This is a genomic window from Actinomadura monticuli (assembly GCF_041463655.1).
GTDB classification, from domain to species: Bacteria; Actinomycetota; Actinomycetes; order Streptosporangiales; family Streptosporangiaceae; genus Spirillospora; species Spirillospora monticuli.
Genome location: NZ_JAXCEI010000003.1, coordinates 339,286 through 357,127, shown reverse-complemented (window position 1 = coordinate 357,127; position 17,842 = coordinate 339,286). Strand labels below are relative to the sequence as shown.

General features: G+C 74.2%; 16 protein-coding genes. 10 read left to right on the top strand and 6 right to left on the bottom strand.

All coding sequences use genetic code 11. The features are described from left to right. Window positions 1–10 precede the first annotated feature (10 nt). From SM611_RS08220 to SM611_RS08185, 8 genes are read left to right on the top strand one after another with little or no spacing between them, the layout of a single operon-like run. On the top strand, window positions 11–751 hold the full coding sequence (locus tag SM611_RS08220; RefSeq protein ID WP_371948477.1) for an ABC transporter permease: 741 nt from the start codon (window positions 11–13) through the stop codon (window positions 749–751). Continuing rightward, window positions 748–1,596, top strand: coding sequence for an ABC transporter permease (locus SM611_RS08215; RefSeq protein WP_371948475.1), 849 nt, complete (start codon window positions 748–750; stop codon window positions 1,594–1,596). Before SM611_RS08220 ends, SM611_RS08215 begins: the two co-directional genes overlap by 4 nt. Further along, window positions 1,593–3,194: a benzoylformate decarboxylase gene (gene mdlC, locus SM611_RS08210; protein WP_371948474.1), complete on the top strand. Its 1,602-nt coding sequence runs from the start codon at window positions 1,593–1,595 to the stop codon at window positions 3,192–3,194. Before SM611_RS08215 ends, mdlC begins: the two co-directional genes overlap by 4 nt. Before the next feature lie 36 nt (window positions 3,195–3,230). Beyond that, window positions 3,231–4,214 carry an ABC transporter substrate-binding protein gene (locus tag SM611_RS08205; protein ID WP_371948473.1) on the top strand — a complete coding sequence of 328 codons (984 nt, stop codon included), beginning with the start codon at window positions 3,231–3,233 and terminating at the stop codon, window positions 4,212–4,214. After that, a complete protein-coding gene (locus tag SM611_RS08200; RefSeq protein WP_371948471.1) occupies window positions 4,211–4,987 on the top strand; it encodes an ABC transporter permease in 777 nt (258 codons plus the stop codon). Before SM611_RS08205 ends, SM611_RS08200 begins: the two co-directional genes overlap by 4 nt. Then, window positions 4,984–5,841, top strand: a complete 858-nt coding sequence (locus SM611_RS08195) for an ABC transporter permease (RefSeq protein WP_371948470.1) — start codon at window positions 4,984–4,986, stop codon at window positions 5,839–5,841. The genes SM611_RS08200 and SM611_RS08195 overlap by 4 nt, the downstream gene beginning before the upstream one ends. Before the next feature lie 55 nt (window positions 5,842–5,896). Beyond that, window positions 5,897–6,682, top strand: a complete 786-nt coding sequence (locus tag SM611_RS08190) for an ABC transporter ATP-binding protein (protein ID WP_371948468.1) — start codon at window positions 5,897–5,899, stop codon at window positions 6,680–6,682. Beyond that, window positions 6,682–7,944, top strand: coding sequence for a flavin-dependent oxidoreductase (locus SM611_RS08185; protein WP_371948467.1), 1,263 nt, complete (start codon window positions 6,682–6,684; stop codon window positions 7,942–7,944). The genes SM611_RS08190 and SM611_RS08185 overlap by 1 nt, the downstream gene beginning before the upstream one ends. On the opposite strand, the gene SM611_RS08180 is transcribed toward SM611_RS08185, so the two are convergent. Next, window positions 7,910–8,542, bottom strand: a complete 633-nt coding sequence (locus SM611_RS08180; RefSeq protein ID WP_371948466.1) for a TetR family transcriptional regulator C-terminal domain-containing protein — start codon at window positions 8,540–8,542, stop codon at window positions 7,910–7,912. The genes SM611_RS08185 and SM611_RS08180 overlap by 35 nt on opposite strands. Before the next feature lie 116 nt (window positions 8,543–8,658). Between SM611_RS08180 and SM611_RS08175 the strand changes: the two genes are divergently transcribed. After that, window positions 8,659–10,059 (top strand): MFS transporter, encoded by a 1,401-nt coding sequence (locus SM611_RS08175; protein WP_371948464.1) that lies wholly within the window; start codon window positions 8,659–8,661, stop codon window positions 10,057–10,059. Then, on the top strand, window positions 10,056–10,742 hold the full coding sequence (locus SM611_RS08170; RefSeq protein WP_371948463.1) for an SGNH/GDSL hydrolase family protein: 687 nt from the start codon (window positions 10,056–10,058) through the stop codon (window positions 10,740–10,742). The genes SM611_RS08175 and SM611_RS08170 overlap by 4 nt, the downstream gene beginning before the upstream one ends. Here the strand turns inward: SM611_RS08170 and SM611_RS08165 are convergent. From SM611_RS08165 to SM611_RS08145, 5 genes are all read right to left on the bottom strand, one after another. Next, on the bottom strand, window positions 10,724–12,484 hold the full coding sequence (locus tag SM611_RS08165; RefSeq protein ID WP_371948462.1) for a bifunctional 3'-5' exonuclease/DNA polymerase: 1,761 nt from the start codon (window positions 12,482–12,484) through the stop codon (window positions 10,724–10,726). The two genes, SM611_RS08170 and SM611_RS08165, sit on opposite strands and share 19 nt — an antisense overlap. A gap of 314 nt (window positions 12,485–12,798) precedes the next feature. Further along, the gene (locus tag SM611_RS08160; protein WP_371948461.1) at window positions 12,799–13,299 is read right to left on the bottom strand and encodes a DUF4234 domain-containing protein; all 501 of its coding nucleotides are present in this window, start codon (window positions 13,297–13,299) and stop codon (window positions 12,799–12,801) included. Window positions 13,300–13,456: 157 nt separating this feature from the next. Then, window positions 13,457–14,977 (bottom strand): metallophosphoesterase family protein, encoded by a 1,521-nt coding sequence (locus tag SM611_RS08155; RefSeq protein ID WP_371948459.1) that lies wholly within the window; start codon window positions 14,975–14,977, stop codon window positions 13,457–13,459. Between the two features lie 305 nt (window positions 14,978–15,282). Then, window positions 15,283–16,170 (bottom strand): diacylglycerol/lipid kinase family protein, encoded by an 888-nt coding sequence (locus SM611_RS08150; protein WP_371948458.1) that lies wholly within the window; start codon window positions 16,168–16,170, stop codon window positions 15,283–15,285. A 5-nt stretch (window positions 16,171–16,175) separates the two neighbouring features. After that, window positions 16,176–17,807 carry an FAD-binding oxidoreductase gene (locus tag SM611_RS08145; RefSeq protein ID WP_371948733.1) on the bottom strand — a complete coding sequence of 544 codons (1,632 nt, stop codon included), beginning with the start codon at window positions 17,805–17,807 and terminating at the stop codon, window positions 16,176–16,178. Between the last annotated feature and the right edge of the window lie 35 nt (window positions 17,808–17,842).

Below are 17,842 nucleotides of genomic sequence, written 5' to 3'. Positions count from 1 at the left end.
GGCCGCCGGGGTGGCGGTCCTGTTCCTGGCGAGCGAGCTCCTGGGCCGAGCCGGGATTGTGGACCGTTCCTATTTGCCGCCCGCGTCCAGCGTCACCGCGCGCGCGTTCGAGCTGCTCGGCGACTCGGACTTCCTGTTCAACGTGCGCGTCACGCTCACCGCGTGGACGTTCGGCATGCTCATCGCCATCGCCATCGCGGTGCCGCTCGGGCTGCTGCTCGGCAGCGTCCCCGCGGTGAACACCGCGGTCCGGGCCATCGTGGAGTTCCTGCGGCCGATCCCGTCGGTCGCGCTCATCCCGCTGGCCGGGCTGCTGCTCGGCTCCGGCCTCAGCATGGAGGTGCCGCTCATCGTCTACGCCTCCTGCTGGCCCATCCTGTTCAACACCATGTACGGGCTGCACGACGTCGACCCCACGGCGAAGGAGACCCTGCGCACCTTCGGCTTCAGCCGCCTCCAGGTCCTGGTCAAGGTCTCGCTGCCGAGCGCCGCGCCGTTCATCGCGACCGGCATCCGGCTCGCCGCGGCGATCGCCCTGATCCTCGCCGTCAGCACCGAGATCCTCTCCGGCTTCGGCGACGGCCTCGGCATGTTCATCGCGCAGGCCGGAACCGTCCCCGACGGGAACCTCGACGTGCTCGCCGGCACCATCTGGGCGGGCTCCATCGGCCTCATCATCAACACCGTGCTGGTGCAGGCCGAGAACCGCGCGTTCCGGTGGCACAAGGCGCAGAGGAGTGGTGCATCGTGACCGCGGCCGCCCTGACCCTGCGGGCCGCGCGCCCGCGCGGCGTCGCGGGACGGCTGGTCCGCGGCCTGCTGCACCGCGCGCTCCCGCTGGTGATCCTCGTCGCCGGCTGGGAGGCCGCGACCCGGGTCGCCGACAGCCCGTTCTTCCCGCCCCCGTCCGACATCGTGCGGCGGATGCGGGAGATGTGGTTCGCCGGCCCGGCCGGGCACCTGTTCTTCGGCGGGGACGCCGGCGGCTCCATCGGGCCGAGCCTGACGCGGATGGCCGTCGCGCTGCTGCTGTCGGTCGTGGCCGGCATCGTGCTCGGCGTCATGATCGGCCGCTCCGAGCGGGTGCTCGCCTACCTCGACCCGCTCCTGCAGTTCGCGCGCGCGATCCCGCCGCCCACCGTCGTGCCCGTCTTCATCGTGCTGTTCGACCTCGGCGCGCAGATGCAGATCGCCTCGATCGTCTTCGGCGCCGTCTGGCCCATCCTGCTCAACACCGTGGACGGGGTGCGCAGCGTCGACCAGACGCAGATGGCCACGGCCGAGGTGTTCCGGCTCTCCGCCCTGGAGCGGGTCCGGTTCATCATCCTCCCCTCCGCGCTGCCGAAGATCTTCGCCGGCCTGCGGCTGGCGGTGTCCCTCGGCCTCATCCTGATGGTCTTCTCCGAGCTCCTCCCCGGGACCTCCGACGGGCTCGGCTTCGAGCTGACGAACGCGCAGAGCATGTCCGACCTCCCGACCATCTGGTCGGTGATCGTGCTGCTCGGCATCCTCGGCTACCTGTTCAACACGCTCCTCCTGGCGGTGGAGCGGCGGACGCTCCGCTGGCACCGCGGGGCACGAAAGGCAGATGAATGACGACGGAGTTCACGGTCCGGGACGCGATGTTCGACTTCTGCCGGCGGGTCGGGATGACGACCGTCTTCGGCAATCCCGGCTCCACCGAGCTGCGCATGCTCCGCGACTTCCCCGCGGACTTCTCGTACGTGCTCGGGCTCCAGGAGATCGTGGCGGTGGGCGCGGCGGCGGGCCACGCCATCGGCACCGGCAACGCCGCCCTGGTCAACCTGCACTCCGCCGGCGGCGTCGGGAACGCGCTCGGCGCCGTCTTCACCGCCCACCGCGACCGGGTGCCGATGGTGATCGTCGCGGGCCAGCAGACCCGCGCGATGCTGCCGACCCGGCCGTTCCTCGGCGCCGACGAGGCCGAGCAGTTCCCGCGCCCGTACGTGAAGTGGAGCCGGCAGCCCGCCCGCGCCGAGGACGTCCCCGCCGCGCTCGCCGAGGCCTACCGGACGGCGATGACGCCGCCCCGCGGCCCGGTCTTCCTCTCGGTTCCCGAGGACGACTGGGACCGCCCGGCCGAGCCCGTCCCGCACCGCGAGGTCCGGGCCGCCTTCGCCGCCGACCCGGCGGCGCTGCGCGAGGCGGCCGACGCGCTGAACGGGGCCGAGAACCCCGTCATCGTCGTCGGGTCCGGCGTCGAGGACGAGAACGCGCTCCCCCTCGTCGTCGACCTCGCCGAGCGCGTCGGCGCGCCGGTGTGGATCAGCCCGCTGTCGGGCCGGTCCGGCTTCCCCGAGGACCACGCGCTGTTCCAGGGCTTCCTGCCGCCCGTCCGGGACCAGCTCGCCCGGCGCCTGGAGGCGCACGACGTCGTCCTGGTGCTCGGCGCGCCCGTCTTCAACTACCACGTGCACAGCGAGGGCCCCTTCATCGCCGAGGGCACGCGGCTGTTCCACCTCGACTGCGACCCGGTGCAGACCGCGTGGGCGCCGGTCGGCACCAGCATCCTCACGACCATCCGGGCCGGGGTGACCGGCCTGCTCGACCTCGTCGACAAGGCCGACCGGCCCGCGCCGGAGCCGCGGCCGCGGCTCGCCAAGCCGCCGGCCACCGACCCGCTCGACGCGGCCCTGGTCGTCGAGACCCTGCGCGAGCGGCTGCCCGAGGACGCGATCGTCGTCGAGGAGTGCCCGAGCCACCGGGACATGTTCCACGCGCGGCTCCCGATCACCCGGCCCGGCGCGTTCCTCACCATGGGCAGCGGCGCGCTCGGCTGGAGCCTGCCGATGGGGGTCGGGCGCGCGCTCGCCGGATCCGGGGAGCGGATCGTCTGCGTCCTCGGCGACGGCGCGATCATGTACTCGGTGCAGGCCCTCTGGACGGCGGCGCAGCACCGGCTGCCGATGACCGTGATCGTCCTCAACAACGGCGGGTACGGTGCCGTCCGGGCGCTCGGCCGCCGGATCGGCATCGAGGACATCGTGGGCGCCGACGTCACCGGAATCGACTTCGCCGCGCTGGCCCGGGGGCACGGCTGCGCGGGGCGGGCCGTCACCGCGGCCGCCGACCTGGACGCCGCGATGGCCGAGGCGCTCGGCCACGACGGGCCCTTCCTTCTCGATGTCAGCGTTATGACAGACAATTCGGCCATGTACGGATCCACCCCCTAGCGATCTCCACCACCCCCGGCACATTGGAGACTCCTCATGTCCGTCCCCCACCCCCGCGCGGTGCTCTGCGGCGCGCTCAGCCTCGTACTCGTGCTCTCCGCGGCCGCCTGCGGCGACTCCGGCGACGGCACGTCCGCCAACGGCCTGGAGCAGTCCGAGATCATCCTGGGCACGATGACCGTCGCCGACACCGCGCCGGTCCAGCTCGCGATCAGCAAGGGCCTGTTCAAGGCCGAGGGCCTCACCGTGAAGACGCAGGTCATCCAGGGCGGCGCGGCCGGCATCCCGCTGCTGAAGAGCGGCCGGCTCGACTTCAGCTTCGGCAACTACGTCTCGCTGTTCACCGCCGGGACCAAGGACCCCGGCTTCAAGCCGAAAATCGTCGCGGAGGGGTTCCGGAGCGCCTCCAAGACCCACACGCTGATGGTGCGCGGCGACTCCCCGTACCGGACGATCAAGGACCTGGCCGGTAAGAAGATCGCCGTCAACACCAAGCGGAACATCAGCACGCTGCTGATCCGCGCCACCGGCACCCCGCAGGGCGTGGCGTTCGACGAGGACAAGCAGTTCGTCGAGGTCGCGCCGCCCGCGATGGAGCAGGCGCTCAAGTCCAAGAGCGTGGACGCCGTCCAGGCGATCGAGCCGTTCGGCACCCAGATGGCCGCGTCGATGGGCGCCCGGATGGTCGCCGACCTCGCCACCGGCAAGACCGCCGACCTCCCGATCGCCGGGTACGCCGCCACCGAGAAGTTCGTCAAAGAGAACCCGAAGACGGTCGCGGCGTTCCAGCGGGCGCTCACGAAGGCGCAGGGCATGGCCGCCGACCGCGCGGTCGTCGAGCAGGTCCTGCCGACCTACGCCAAGGGCATCGACGCCAAGGTCGCCTCGTCCATGAGCATGGGGGCGTACCCGACCTCGCTCGACGCCGCCGCTCTGCAGAAGGTCGCCGACCTCATGAGCGAGTTCCAGTACGTGGACAAGCCGATCGACGCCAAGTCGTTCATCGCGTCGACCCCATGAATCTCCGCCGCGTCGTTCTCGGTGCCGCCGGGGCGGTCGGCGTGGCCGCCGTCATCGAGACCCTGAGCCGTACGGGTCTCGTCGACGCGACCGCGCTCCCCCCGGCCTCCACCATCCTGCGCGAGGCGGGCAGGCTGGCGGTGGACCCGGAGTTCCTCGTGGACGTCGGGGCCACGCTCCAGGCGTGGTTCGGCGGGCTGGCGCTGGCGGTGCTCGTGGCCGTCCCGCTGGGCGTGCTGCTCGGCTCGGTCCCGCTGCTCGGCACCGCGGCCCAGGCCCTCGTCGAGCTGATGCGCCCGGTCCCCTCGGTCGCGCTGATCCCGCTCGCCATCCTCCTGTTCGCGGACCCCACCCGGATGAAGATGTCGCTGATCTTCTACGCGTGCCTCTGGCCGATCCTCATCAACACCCTGTACGCGCTCCGCGAGGTCGACCCGGTGGCCAAGGACAGCCTGCGCGCCTTCGGGTTCGGGACGCCGGCCGTGCTGTGGCGGGTGTCGCTGCCGAGCGCCGCGCCGTTCATCGCCACCGGCGTCCGGATCGCCGCGTCCGTCGCCCTCATCGTCGTGATCAGCACCGAGCTGTTCGCCGGCGGGGTCGACGGAGTGGGGATCTACCTCAGCGAGACCCAGTCCGGCGGGGGCCACACCGACCTGCTGCTGGCCGGCGCGTTCTGGGCGGGCGTCCTCGGCCTCCTCGCCAACCTGGGCCTGCTGGGCCTCCAGCGCGTCGCGTTCCGGTGGCACAGCGCCCGCGCGGAGGCGGTCGCGTGAGCGGGGCCGGCGCCCCGGCGCGGACGGCCCTTCCCGCGCGGAAGCCGGGCCGGAGGGTGCGCAGGGCGACGCGCGGGTTCGTCGAGCGCGCCTGGCTGGTCGCCGTCGCCGTCGTGGTCTGGGAGCTCGTCACCAGGGCCGTCGGCGAGAACGACTTCCCGCCACCCACGAAGATCGTCAGCGTGCTGCGCGAGCTGTGGTTCGGCGGCCCCGCGTCGCACCTGTTCCTCACCGACAACGCCGTCGACGACTTCTCCACGAGCCTGACCCACCTGTTCATCGGATGGGCGGCCGCGGGCGCCGCGGGCGTCGTCGTCGGCGCGGCGATCGGGCGCTCGGAGATCCTCAACGACCTGCTGAACCCGGTGCTGGAATTCCTGCGGGCGGTGCCGCCGCCGACGCTGCTGCCGTTCTTCATCATGGTGTTCCAGCTCGGCGCGACCATGCAGGTCGTCACGATCGCGTTCGGCGTGGTGTGGCCGGTCCTGCTCAACACCGCCGACGGCGTCCGCGGCGTGGAGCCGCTCCAGCTGGACACGGCCCGCGTGTTCGGCCTCGGCCGGGCCCGCCGGATCGGCACGGTCATCCTCCCGGCCGCCGCGCCGAAGATCTTCGCCGGGCTGCGGGTGGCGCTGTCGTTCGCGCTGATCCTGATGGTCCTGTCCGAGCTGTTCGGCAGCACCGCGGGCATCGGCTCGGAGCTCATCGACGCGCAGCGCACCTTCGAACTGCCGCGGATGTGGGCGGGGATCGTGATGCTCGGCATCCTCGGCCTGCTGTTCAACGGCGCCTTCATGCTGCTGGAACGGCGGCTGCTGGCCTGGCACACCGGCGCCCAGCGGCTGGAGAGTTGACCGATGACCCCCATGGCCGCCAACCTCAGGACATGAACACAGAAATGGCTTATTGATGCTCCAGATATCCGGTCTCACCCACTCCTACGCCGACGGGCACCTCGCGCTCGACGGGCTCGACCTCACCGTCCCGGACGGCGAGCTGCTCAGCATCGTCGGGCCGTCCGGCTGCGGCAAGTCGACCCTGCTGCGCTGCATCGCCGGGCTGATCCAGCCGACCGGCGGGACGCTCACCCTGAACGGCAAGCCCGTCCACGGCGTGCCCGACGACCTCGCCGTCGTCTTCCAGGACTACAGCCGGTCGCTGTTCCCGTGGCTGACCGTCCGCGACAACGTGGCGCTGCCGCTGCGCCGGCGCGGGATGGCCCGCGCGGAGCGGCGCGCCGCCGCGGAGAAGGCGCTGGAGTCGGTGGGGCTCCCGGAGGCCGGCCGCAAGTACCCGTGGCAGCTGTCCGGCGGCATGCAGCAGCGCGTGTCGATCGCGCGCGCCCTCGCCTACCGCCCGTCGCTGATGCTGATGGACGAGCCGTTCGGGTCCGTGGACGCGCAGACGCGCGAGGATCTGGAGGATCTCGTCCTGCAGGTGCACCGCACCGAGAAGATGACGATCCTGCTGGTCACCCACGACATCGACGAGAGCGTCTACGTCGGCGACCGGGTCGTCGTGCTGAACCGGGCGCCCGCCCGCGTGCACGCCGACCTGCCCGTCGGGCTGCCCGCCGCCCGCGACCAGATCGAGACGCGGGGCCTGCCGGACTTCGTCCAGCTCAGGGCCGAGGTGGGACGGCTGGTGCGCGGCGGGGCGCGGGTCCCGGGAGCGGCGCCGGCCCCGGGCGTTTGATGCGGGCCCTCGTCGTGGGGGCCGGGATCGGCGGGCTCGCGACCGCGCTCAGCCTGCACGAGGCGGGCATCGAAGCGCTCGTCGTCGACTCCGCCGTCCGGCTGCGGCCGCTCGGCGTCGGCATCAACCTGCTCCCGCACGCGGTCCGGGAACTGACCCAGTTAGGGCTCGGCGGCGCGCTGGCCGAGACCGCCGTGCCCACCGCCGAGATGGTGCACTTCGACCGGCACGGCGGCCGCATCTGGGGCGAGCCGCGCGGCCGGGCGCTCGGCTACAACTGGCCGCAGTACTCGATCCACCGCGGCGAGCTGCAGATGGTCCTGCTCGACGCGGTGCTGGCGCGGCTCGGCAGGGAGTCCGTCCGCACCGGGACCGCCTTCGAGGGCTTCGAGCAGGACGGCGAGGGGGTGCGGGCGCGGCTGCTGGACCGCGCGTCCGGCACCGCCGGGACCGTCGCCGCGGACGTCCTGATCGGCGCGGACGGCCTGTACTCCGCCGTCCGCGGGCGGCTGCGCCCGGACGAGCCGCCGCCGCTGTGGAACGGCATCCGGATGTGGCGCGGGCTCACCGAGGGGCGGCCGTTCCTGACCGGGCGGACCCTCGCCGTCGCGGGCAGCAACACCGCGTCCAAGCTGGTCGTCTACCCGATCTCGATGCGCGCCGAGCGGCGCGGACGGGCCCTGCTGAACTGGGTCGCCGAGGTCAGGCTCCCCGGCGACCGGTGGGATCACGCCGCCGACTGGAACCGCAGCGGGCGGCTCGGCGACGTCCTCCCCCACTTCGCGGGCTGGCGGTTCGGCTGGCTGGACGTCCCGGCGCTGCTGTCCGGCGCGGCGGAGATCCTGGAGTACCCGATGGTCGACCGGGACCCCCTCGACCGCTGGACGTCCGGCCGCGTCACGCTGCTCGGCGACGCCGCCCATCCGATGTACCCGATCGGGTCCAACGGCGGGTCCCAGGCGGTCATCGACGCGCGCGTCCTGGCGCGCGAGCTGGCCCGCGCCGGCGATCCCGCCCGCGGGCTGCTCGCCTACGAGGAGGAGCGCCGCGACAAGGCCAACGCGATCGTCCTGGCGTGCCGGGACATGCCGGCGGACCGCATCCTGCACACCGTGGGCGAACGCGCGCCGCACGGCTTCGAGCGGATCGAGGACGTGCTGTCCCCCGCGGAGCTGGACGCGATCACCGGCGCCTACCGCCGGACGTCGTTCTCCGACGCGGAGGCGCTCAACGCGCGCCCGTCGTACTCGACGGCGGGCTGACGGCCGCCAGCCGGGCGTCCATGGCCCGCGACGCGCGGTCGTGGTAGGCGGGCTCGTCGTACAGGAGCGCGTGGGCCGCGCCGGTGCGGCACAGCGCGTCCAGCTCGAACGCGAGCTGCGGGACGTCGGTGGAGGCGTCCAGCTCGCCGCGGTCGCGCGCTTCGGTGAGGCAGCGCTCCAGGAAGGCGCCCCAGTCGCGCTGGGAGGCGGCGATGGCGTCGCGGACGCGGCCGGGGCGGGCGTCGAACTCGGCCATCGTCGAGTGGAAGAAGCAGCCGCCGGGGAAGACGGGCTCGCGCTGGTAGCGCTGCCAGGCGTCCAGTAGCGCGCGGACGCGGGCCATGCCCTCGGGCGCGGCGAGGGCGGGCTTGACCACGTGCTCGCGGAACAGCTTCACCGCCTTGCCGACGGTGGCGAGCTGCAGCTCCTCCTTGGAGCCGAAGTGGGTGAACACCCCGCTCTTGCTGATCCGCAGCTCGGTCGCGAGCCGGCCGATCGACACCCCCTCCAGGCCCTCCGCCGAGGCGATGTCGGCGGCGCGGCAGAGGATGTCGTTGCGGGTCTGCTCGCCCTTCAGCAGCCGTCCGTCCGTGGTCACGCGATAAATCTGCACGACCGTTCGTGCAAAGTCAAGGCGCCCACCCTCTTGACGGCGGGGGTCCCGACAGAAGAGTGTACGAACGTTCGTTTATTTTCCTGAGAGGACCACTACCCATGACCGCCGACACCACCGCGGCGCCGCCCCGCGCCGCCGGCGCGCGGCGGGACGTGCCCTGGCTGGCCGCCGGGGCGACGTTCCTGGCCATGCTGGACGCCACCGTGGCGAACCTGGCCGTCCCCGACCTGCACGCCGACTTCCCGGGCAGCTCGCTGACCGGCCTGACCTGGGTGATCACCCTGTACGCGACGCTGTTCGCGGCGCTGCTCGCCCCCGCCGGCCGGCTCGCCGACCTCGTCGGCCGGCGGGCGCTCTACCTGTGGGGCGCCGGGCTGTTCACGCTGGCCTCGCTGGCCTGCGCGCTGGCGCCGAACGTGCCCGTGCTGCTGGCGACGCGCGGCGTGCAGGGCGCCGCGGCCGCCGCGCTGATCCCCGCGTCCCTCGCCCTGCTGCTGCACGACACCCCCGCCGACCGGCGCGCGGGCGCCATCGGGCTGTGGAGCGCGGCGGGCGCGTTCGCCGCCGCGATCGGCCCCGGCCTCGGCGGCGTGCTGGTCGACCAGTTCGGCTGGCGGTCGCTGTTCGTCATCAACCTGCCGGTCGGCCTGGCGATGCTGCTCGGCGGGCTGCGGCTGCCGCGCGCCGCGCGCGGCGCCGGGCGGCTGCCCGACCTCGCCGGGACGGTGCTGCTGGCCGCCGGCATCGGCGGCGTCGCGCTCGGCGTGACGCAGACGCAGGACTGGTCGTGGACCGATGCCCGCACCCTCGCGCTGCTGCTCGGCGGCGCGGCGCTCGTCGCGCTGGCCCTGCACCGGTCCGCGCGGCACCCGGTGCCCGCGCTGGAGATCTCGCTGTGGCGCAACCGGCGGTTCGCCGCCGCGAACGCCGCCTCCTTCCTCTACGGGACGGCCCTGTACTCGTGGCTGCTGCTCGGCGTCCTGTTCCTGACCTCCGAATGGCACTACTCGATCCTGAAGGCGGGCCTCGCCTCGACGCCCGGCGCGTTCACCGCCACCGCCGCGGCGATCACGATGGGCCGCCTCACCGGCCGCATCGGCGTCCGGCCCGCGGTGGTCGGCGGCGCGGCCGTCATGGTCGCGGCGGGGATCTGGGTGGTCGCGTCGATGCCCGCCGACCCGCACTTCCTCACGTTCTGGCTCCCCGTCGGCCTCCTCGTCGGGACCGGCATGGGCATGCTCACCACCGGCACCGCCTCGGCCGCCGCGCTGTCGGCCGGACCGCTGCGGTTCGCCGGCGCCACCGGCCTCAACACCACCGCGCGGCAGCTCGGCGGCGCGCTCGGCATCGCCGCCCTCGCCGCGCTGCTGCCCGCCCAGGCGGTGCACGACGACTACACCGCCGTCTACCTGTTCTGCACGCTGGCCGCCGCCGGCGCGGGCCTCGCGGGCCTGCCGCTGACCATCCGAGGCGGCGCCCCAACGAAGGAGACCGCATGACCGAGACCGCCTTGTCGGAGTCGACCGACCCGGCCGTCCTGCCCGCCGCCGAGTCCGCCGCGCTGCTGGCCGGCGCGCCGTGGACGCGGATGGTGACGATCGGGGACAGCATCGCGCAGGGCGTCCGCGAACCCGTGCCCGGCTACCGCGACCTGTCGTGGACCGACCGCATCGAGGAGGCACTGGGCGCGGCGGCACCGGGGTTCACCGCGCTCAACCTCGGCCGCCGCGACCTGGTCGCCGCCGAGGTCCGCGCCGCGCAGCTCGAACCGGCGCTGGCGTTCGAGCCCGACCTCGCGTTCGTGGTCGCCGGCGGCAACGACATGCTGCGCCCCGAGTTCGACGCGGACGGGGTGCGGCGCGAACTGGCCGCCATGATCTCCGCGTTCCGCGCCGCGGGGGCCGACGTCGTCACGATCGGGCTGCTGGACATCACGGTCGCGGGCCTCGGCCCGGCCCGCTACCGGGACGTCATCTCGGCCCGCAGCCGCAGCCTGGCCGCGCTGACCGCCGACGTCGCCGCCGAGCTGGGCGCGTGCCACGTGCACAACCCGCCGGACCATCCGATCGCCGCCGACCCCGGCATCTACACCTCCGACCAGCTGCACCTGAACGCGCGGGGGCACGCGTTCGCCGCGGCGAACACCGTCCGGGCGCTGGCGGCTCACTTGGCGTCGGCGTAGCGGCCGACGACGGCGATCTCCATCGGGAACGCGACGGGCGTGTCGCCGAACAGCAGGCGGCGGGCCTCGTCGGCCGCGGCGTGCACGGCGGCCGTGACCTCCGCGGCGAGCCCGGCGGGCGTGTGCACGATGACCTCGTCGTGCTGGAAGAACACCAGCCGGGGCGCCCCCGGCGCGGCGGACGCCGTGCCGCCGGCGGGGCGCCGAGCAGAGCTCGACCCTTGAATGGCGGTGGGTGGGGGCTGGAGGACGGTCAGGCGGCGGCGCAGGGAGCCGAGCAGAGCGAGCGCCCAGTCGGCGGCCGTGGCCTGGACGACGAAGTTGCGGGTGAAGCGGCCCCGGCTGCGCAGCGCCTGGGCCGCGGTGCCGCGGCCGGAGTCGTCGCCGGCCGAGGTCAGCTCGCGCCATCCGGCGGACGGGGGCGGGCAGGTGCGGCCGAGCCGGGACCGGACGAGCCGGCCGTTCTCCCCCGCCCGCGCGGCGGCCTCCACGTACTCGAACGCGTCGGGGAACCGGCGCTTCAGGACGGCGAGGAGCTGCACGGCCTCGCCCGTCCCGCCCCCGTACATGGCGGACAGCAGGGCGAGCTTGGCCTTGCCGCGGGCGTCGAGGCCGCCGGCGCCGTCGTCGTGGAAGGCATCGGACAGGGCCGCGTACAGGTCGCCGTGCGCGGCGGCGTCGGCGAACGCGCGGTCGCCGGCGAGGGCGGCGAGGACGCGGGGTTCGAGCTGGGCGGCGTCGGCGACGACCAGCGCCCAGCCGGGGTCGGCGACGACGGCCCGGCGCAGGACGCGCGGGATCTGCAGCGCCCCGCCGCCGCTCGTCGCCCAGCGTCCGGACACGACGCCGCCGACCACGTACTCGGGACGGAGCCGGCCGCCGCTCACCCACGTGTCGAGCCACGCCCAGCCGTGCGCGGTGTGCAGCCGCGACAGCTCCTTGTACTCCAGCAGCAGCGGGACGGCCGGGTGGTCGATCCGTTTGAGGACGTGCGCCCGGGTGGACGGGATCGGCAGCCCCGCCGACGCGAACGCCTTGAGGATCTGCGCCGGCGAGTCCGGGTTGACGTGCGTGTGGGGGCCGGAGGACGGGGCGAACGCGGCGCTGATGCGGTCGGCGAGGTCCTGCAGCCTGCGGGGGCGCAGGCCGCCGGTGGGGCGCGGCCCGAGCAGCTCGGTGAGCAGGGCGTCGTGCTCGGCGGCCGACCAGGGCAGCCCGTCGCGCCGCATCTCGGCGGCGACCAGCGCGCCCGCCGACTCGGCGGCGGCGAGCAGCGCGAACCCGTCGAGCCCGGCGATGGCGCGCTGCTGCGCGGCGTGCACCGCGACGATCCGCCCGATGTCGTCGGCGGGCGCGTCCCGCTCCGGGTCGTCGTCGAACAGCGAGGGCTGGGGGGCGGGTTCGTCCGGCGGGCGGTCGGGCGGCACCGGCTCGCCGCGCAGCCGCGCCCACGCCGCCGCCACCGAGCGCGGCTCCCCGTACCGGCCGGCGTGGCCGAGGAGGAGGCTCTCCACCAGTTCGAGGTCGTGGCAGCGGGCCACCCGGACGCCCGCGTCGAGCAGCCGCGGGTAGAGCCGGGCCGTGGACGGCCACACCCAGCGCGGCGCGGCGGCCCGCTCCTGGTCGGCGATCGCCGCGACCAGGTCGGGGACGGCGCGTGCGGGAGCGGCGGGCGTGCCGTCCTCGGCGAGCGTCCGCAGCGTCCCCCCGCCGCCGGGCCCGGCGGCGGCCGCGATCCTCACGTCCTCATTGTGGCCGCCCCCACCGACAGAACCGCGGCCCCGGCGTGCGCCCGCACGCGAAAACCCCTCCGCGGCGGGTGATCCGCGAAGGGGTTCTCTGCGTTTCGACGGACGGCCAGGGCCGTGACCATCCGGGTTCGAAGCTCAGCCGCCGGCGACCTCAGCGTTGCGATCGCGTGCGAAGCCAGGTTCGAGCTTGCGAGAACCTGATCGCGCAGCGAGCCGCCAGGCGAGTCGGATGCGATGCAGCGATCGCCGCTTTGCCCGTTGAAGGAAGGCGCGCCGGCGCCTGACGCCGAGGGCGGAGCAATGAACTACGCGACGAGCGAGACCTGCTGGCCGGCCGGGGTGTCGCCGTAGCGGTCGGCGACCTTGTTCAGCTGGATCTGGTAGTACAGCACGCCGAAGCCGAAGATGCCGAGCAGGAAGCCCATGCCTCCGCTGCAGCTCGGCTGGAGGCCGGCGGCGCGCTGGGCCTGGGCGATGCGGCCGCCGAGCTTGACCCACATGACCAGGGGCCAGATGCCCAGCGTGATGCCGCCGAAGAGCATGGACAGCAGCGCGTTGGTGGCGGCGTTGTCGATCCGGCGGTCGTACTCGTGGAGCTCGGCGTGGACCTTGTAGAACCAGACGAGGCCGTAGATGCCGAAGGTGATGATCGGGAGGCCGAGCCAGGCTCCGGCCGGGTTGCGGCGCTTCATGTTGTGGCCCGCGCCGACGGCGGCGGGGGCGCCCTGCTGCGCGGGGGCGGGCGAGTAGCCGCCCTGGTACGCCTGCTGCTGTGCCTGGCCCTGACCCTGCTGGGGGTAACTCATCGAGTCGCTCTTCCTGTGGGACGCGGTCGTTTTCCGGCCGACCGTCCGTTACCGTTCACCCGTGGGATGACCCAAGACTGTAACCGCATCCGTCCACGTCGGGGCCGCAAAACGCCGATTCCGGCCACAATCCCGGCGGATTCGGCGCGGCGACCGGCTATCGCAGCGCGATCCTCACCTCGTCCTCGCAGGGCGGCGCGTCCTCGTGGTCGCCGCAGCCCGTCGCGGCGAAGCAGCGGATGCGCAGCTCGGCCTCCGTCACGTCCATGCGCAGGAAGCTCTTGAAGAACGGCGGCCGGTCCCAGTCGGCCAGCTCGGAGCGGAAGCGCTGCGGGAGCCGGTGCACCGGCAGCCGCAGGAACCCGGGGCGGCGGCGTCCGTCGCGCGGGACCCCGAGGACGGACGCGACGAAACGCGCGCGGCGCGAGGGCCGGTGCTCCGGGAGCGCCTTGTAGCCGCGCCCCGGCCGGATGCCGAGCCGGTGCCGGACGGCGGCGGTGGCCTCCTCCGGGGTGAGCTCGAACAGCTTCGGCAGCCGCAGCCACCGCCCGTACAGCTTGCTGTAGCGGGACAGCGAGTCGCCGCGCAGCGGGTAGCAGCGGAACTCGTTCTCCTCCACCACGTGCGTCCGGGGGATGGTGTGGGTGGCGTGCATGAACGCTCCGCCGCCGCCCGAGACGATGTACTGGATCGTCCGGCCGTCGCCGGTCCGCAGCGGGTAGCGCTGGTAGTTGTGGATGTCGCCGCCGATCGCGGCGACGTAGTGGTGCGCCGGGTTCCGGACGATCTCGTCGACCGTCCCGCCGCCCTCGATCGCCCCCGGGCGGTGGTCGTCGTCCACGTACAGGGGCTTGCCGGTGACCAGCAGCTTGGGCTTCGGCCCGCCGGACACCTCGCGCAGCCAGCGGCCCTGGTCGCGATCGAGGGCGCCGGTGATGCCGGTGTCGATGCCGATGATGCGCAGCGACGGGGTGTCGATCGCCCAGTACGGCCCCGGCTGGACGGACCGCTGCCCGGGCGCGCCCCGGAACGTGCGGCGGGCCTCCGCGAGGGCCTCCGGGTCGATCGTCCCGGAGCGGCGCCAGAGCAGCCGGGGCAGGAAGGCGAGCGGGCCGCGCCAGGGCGGCGGCGAGCAGTCGGCGTCCAGGTCGCAGAAGACGTGCAGGAAGCCGCGCAGCCCGTCGTACCAGTCGTGGTTGCCGGGGACGGCGTAGATGGGCGCCGGGTAGTCCTTGTAGGGGCGGAAGAACTTCTCCGGGTACTGGCTCGCGTCCCCGGTGGGGTAGATCACATCACTGGCGACGATCATGAAGTCGGTGCCGGCGGCGGCGTGCAGCAGCGGCGGCACCACCGCGTACTGCGACCGGTCGCCCTCGCCGGTGTCGCCGAGCAGGGCGAACGAGAACTCCGGGGACGAGCGGTGCACGGTGAACGCGGCCGGCGTGCCGCGCTCGCGCAGCGCCGCGACGCACCGCCGGCGGATCGTGTTGGACGGGTCGCCGAACAGCCGGGCCAGGACGTCGTTGCGGGACCGCCACAGCACCACCGGGCGCCGCCATGAGAAGTCGGGGACGCGCTCGGGCAGCAGGTCGTTGAACGTGCCGGGCCTTCCGCAGATCCACCCCGCACCCGCCTCGGAGGTGCGCGAGTTGTCGGGCGCGGGGGAAACCTCGGACACAGAACGCCTCCGGCAGCGGTGAGGGAATCCTCACAGCCTGTCCGGAGGCGATCCGACTCGTCAAGCGCGGCGTCGGCCGGACGCTCGCGTGCCCGTGGTGGACGCCGGCGCCACCCCCAGGGACGCCGACGCCACCACGTCGAGGGCGCCTGCGGTCATCATGAGTCCCCCCAGAACGGCGAGCGTGCAGTCGCCTCTCATGATGCCTCCACAGACAGCCCCAAGGTCCCGAAAGCGGGACGTAACTGACGCTATACGGAGGGCCGTAATGGGGACGTAAACCACCCCAAACGAGGGGACAAAACCTACGGGGCGAGCACCCGGAGCGCGCCCGGCAGCACTCTGGCGGTGACCGGGAGCACACCGGGCAGCTCGCCGTCCGCCCCGTACGGCAGCGTCCGGCCGGGCGGCCCGGCCAGCTCGATCCGCACCTCCCGGCCGCGCAGGACCTCCACCTCGGGGCGCCGCACGTGCGTCCCCTTCTCCAGCTCCCGCATCACGGAGAAGAACAGGGTGCGCGGCGCCTTCCGGATGAGGACGACGTCGAGCAGGCCGTCGTCCACCCGCGCGTCCGGGGCGATGTGCTTGCCGAACCCGTAGTAGCCGGAGTTCGCCGCCACGACGGTGTAGCCCTCGCGCCGGTGCCGCTCGCCGTCCACCGTGATCAGGTAGTCGGCGTGCCGCCAGGAGGCGATCGCCCGCAGCGCGCCGACGTAGTAGGCGGCCGAGCCGCGCAGCACCCGCGTCCGGTTGGCGTTGTCGTTGGCGACCGCGTCGACGCCCGCGTAGACGCTGCCGAGCACGGGCGTCCCGTTGGCCTCGATGGCGTCCACCGCGCGCGGCTCGCCGTCCAGCAGCAGCGGGGCCAGCTCCGCCGCGCCGGACGGGACGCCGAGCTGCCGCGCGAAGTCGTTGCCGCGCCCGGCCGGGACGATGCCGAAGAGCGCGTCCGCGCCGGACGCCACCAGGGCGCCGCCGACGCAGCCGACCATGCCGTCGCCGCCGACGCCGAGCACCACGCGGCCGGCCTCCGCGGCGGCGCGGGCGACGGCGGCGGCGTGCTCCATGCCGCGGCTGTACTCGACGTCGAGCTCGGCGCCCGCCTCGCGCAGCAGCCGGCCGAGCGGCATCAGGCAGGAGGCGGACGCGGAGCCGCCCGCCGCCGGGTTGACGATCGCGGTGAACGCGCGCATGGCGGCTACTCCCCGGGGGCCGGCGGGACGAGGACGCCCGGGTTGAGGATCCCGGCCGGATCGACCCGGTCCTTGACGGCGCGCAGCACGGCGGCGCCGAGCGGCCCGATCTCCCGCGCGTACCAGTCGCGGTGGTCGGTGCCCACGCCGTGGTGGTGGGTGATCGTCCCGCCCGCCTCCACGATCGCGTCGTTGGCGGCGCGTTTCGCCCTGTCCCAGTGCTCCAGCGGATCCTCGCCCTGGGCGGACACGACCGTGAAGTACAGCGACGCGCCGGACGGGTACACGTGCGAGATGTGGCACATGATCAGCGGCGGCGTCCCCGCCCCCGCCAGGGCCGCGATGAGGGCGCACCGCACGGCCTCGTACAGCTTCGGGACGTCCGACCAGAACGCGGCCGTCTCCAGCGTCTCGGCGAACGCGCCCACGTCCAGCAGCGAGTCGCGCAGGTAGGGGGCGTTGAAGCGGCCGTGCTCCCATTTCTCGCCCGGCCCGGCGCCGAGCGGCTCGCCGCCGGCGGCGCGGAGCGCGTCCGCCGCCCCGGCGCGCTGGGCGGCCACGCTCTCCGGCGTGCCCTCGAACCCGAGCACGGCCAGGCACCCGGCCGGCGGCCCCCCGTCCGCCGATCCGCCCGAGTCCGGCCGGCCGGACTCGCCCGGCCTCCCGATGGCGGACGGGTCGGCCAGGCCGACCATGGTCTCGGCCTCGTCCGACAGCCGCAGCACGGCGGGCCGCGGGCCGTCCTGGGCGAGCCGGCGGAGCGCGGCGGCGCCCCGGTCGAACGACGCGAACCGCCAGCCCTCGTACTCCCGGGCCTCCGGGACGGGCCGGATCCGCACGGTCACCGACGTGATCACGCCGAAGGCGCCCTCCGAGCCGAGGACGAGCTGCCGCAGGTCGGGCCCGGCAGCCGACTTCGGCGCCCGGCCGAGGTCGAGCGAGCCCTCCGGGGTCGCCACGGTCAGGCCGACGACCATGTCGTCGAAGCGCCCGTACCCGGCCGACGCCTGCCCGCTCGACCGCGCCGCCGCGAACCCGCCGATCGACGCCCACTCGAACGACTGCGGGAAGTGCCCGAGGGTGAAGCCGCGCTCGGCGAGCAGCGCCTCGGCCGCCGGGGCGCGCAGGCCCGGCTCCAGGACGGCCGTGCGGGACACCTCGTCCACGGAGACGAGGCGGTCCATGCGCCGCAGGTCGAGGGCGATGAACGCGTCCACCCCCTGGGGCGCGAGGCCGCCGACGACGGACGTGCCGCCGCCGAACGGCACCACGGCGATCCGCTTCCCGGCGCACAGCCGCAGCACCGCGAGGACCTCGTCGTGCGAGCCGGGCAGGACGACGGCGTCCGGCGCGTCGGAGGTCTCCCCGGCGCGGATGCGCAGCAGGTCGGGCGTCGACTTGCCGCGCGTGTGCCGGACGCGCGACTCGGCGTCGGAGCGGACGTTGCCCTCCCCGACGATCCCGGCGAGCCCGGCGAGGTCCGCGCCCGCCAGCCGGGGCGCGGCGACCTTCAGCCGCGCCAGCGCGACCGGCGGCGCCGCGGCGGGCCGCACGCCGAGCATGTCGCGCAGCAGCCCGACCACCGGCTCGGGCAGCGGCGCGGCCCTGGCCGGATCGCCCCAGCCGCTCCACAGCATGTCCCGTGTCTCCACGCCGCCTCCCGTGTCGGTCC

Excerpts from the sequence above, each read along its gene's own strand:
- SM611_RS08170 (WP_371948463.1), top strand. The coding sequence starts at position 10,056 with ATGACCGAGACCGCCTTGTCGGAGTCGACCGACCCGGCCGTCCTGCCC.
- SM611_RS08200 (WP_371948471.1), top strand. The coding sequence starts at position 4,211 with ATGAATCTCCGCCGCGTCGTTCTCGGTGCCGCCGGGGCGGTCGGCGTG.
- SM611_RS08160 (WP_371948461.1), bottom strand. The coding sequence starts at position 13,299 with ATGAGTTACCCCCAGCAGGGTCAGGGCCAGGCACAGCAGCAGGCGTAC.
- SM611_RS08190 (WP_371948468.1), top strand. The coding sequence starts at position 5,897 with ATGCTCCAGATATCCGGTCTCACCCACTCCTACGCCGACGGGCACCTC.
- SM611_RS08185 (WP_371948467.1), top strand. The coding sequence starts at position 6,682 with ATGCGGGCCCTCGTCGTGGGGGCCGGGATCGGCGGGCTCGCGACCGCG.
- SM611_RS08145 (WP_371948733.1), bottom strand. The coding sequence starts at position 17,807 with ATGCTGTGGAGCGGCTGGGGCGATCCGGCCAGGGCCGCGCCGCTGCCC.
- SM611_RS08175 (WP_371948464.1), top strand. The coding sequence starts at position 8,659 with ATGACCGCCGACACCACCGCGGCGCCGCCCCGCGCCGCCGGCGCGCGG.
- mdlC (WP_371948474.1), top strand. The coding sequence starts at position 1,593 with ATGACGACGGAGTTCACGGTCCGGGACGCGATGTTCGACTTCTGCCGG.
- SM611_RS08150 (WP_371948458.1), bottom strand. The coding sequence starts at position 16,170 with ATGCGCGCGTTCACCGCGATCGTCAACCCGGCGGCGGGCGGCTCCGCG.
- SM611_RS08205 (WP_371948473.1), top strand. The coding sequence starts at position 3,231 with ATGTCCGTCCCCCACCCCCGCGCGGTGCTCTGCGGCGCGCTCAGCCTC.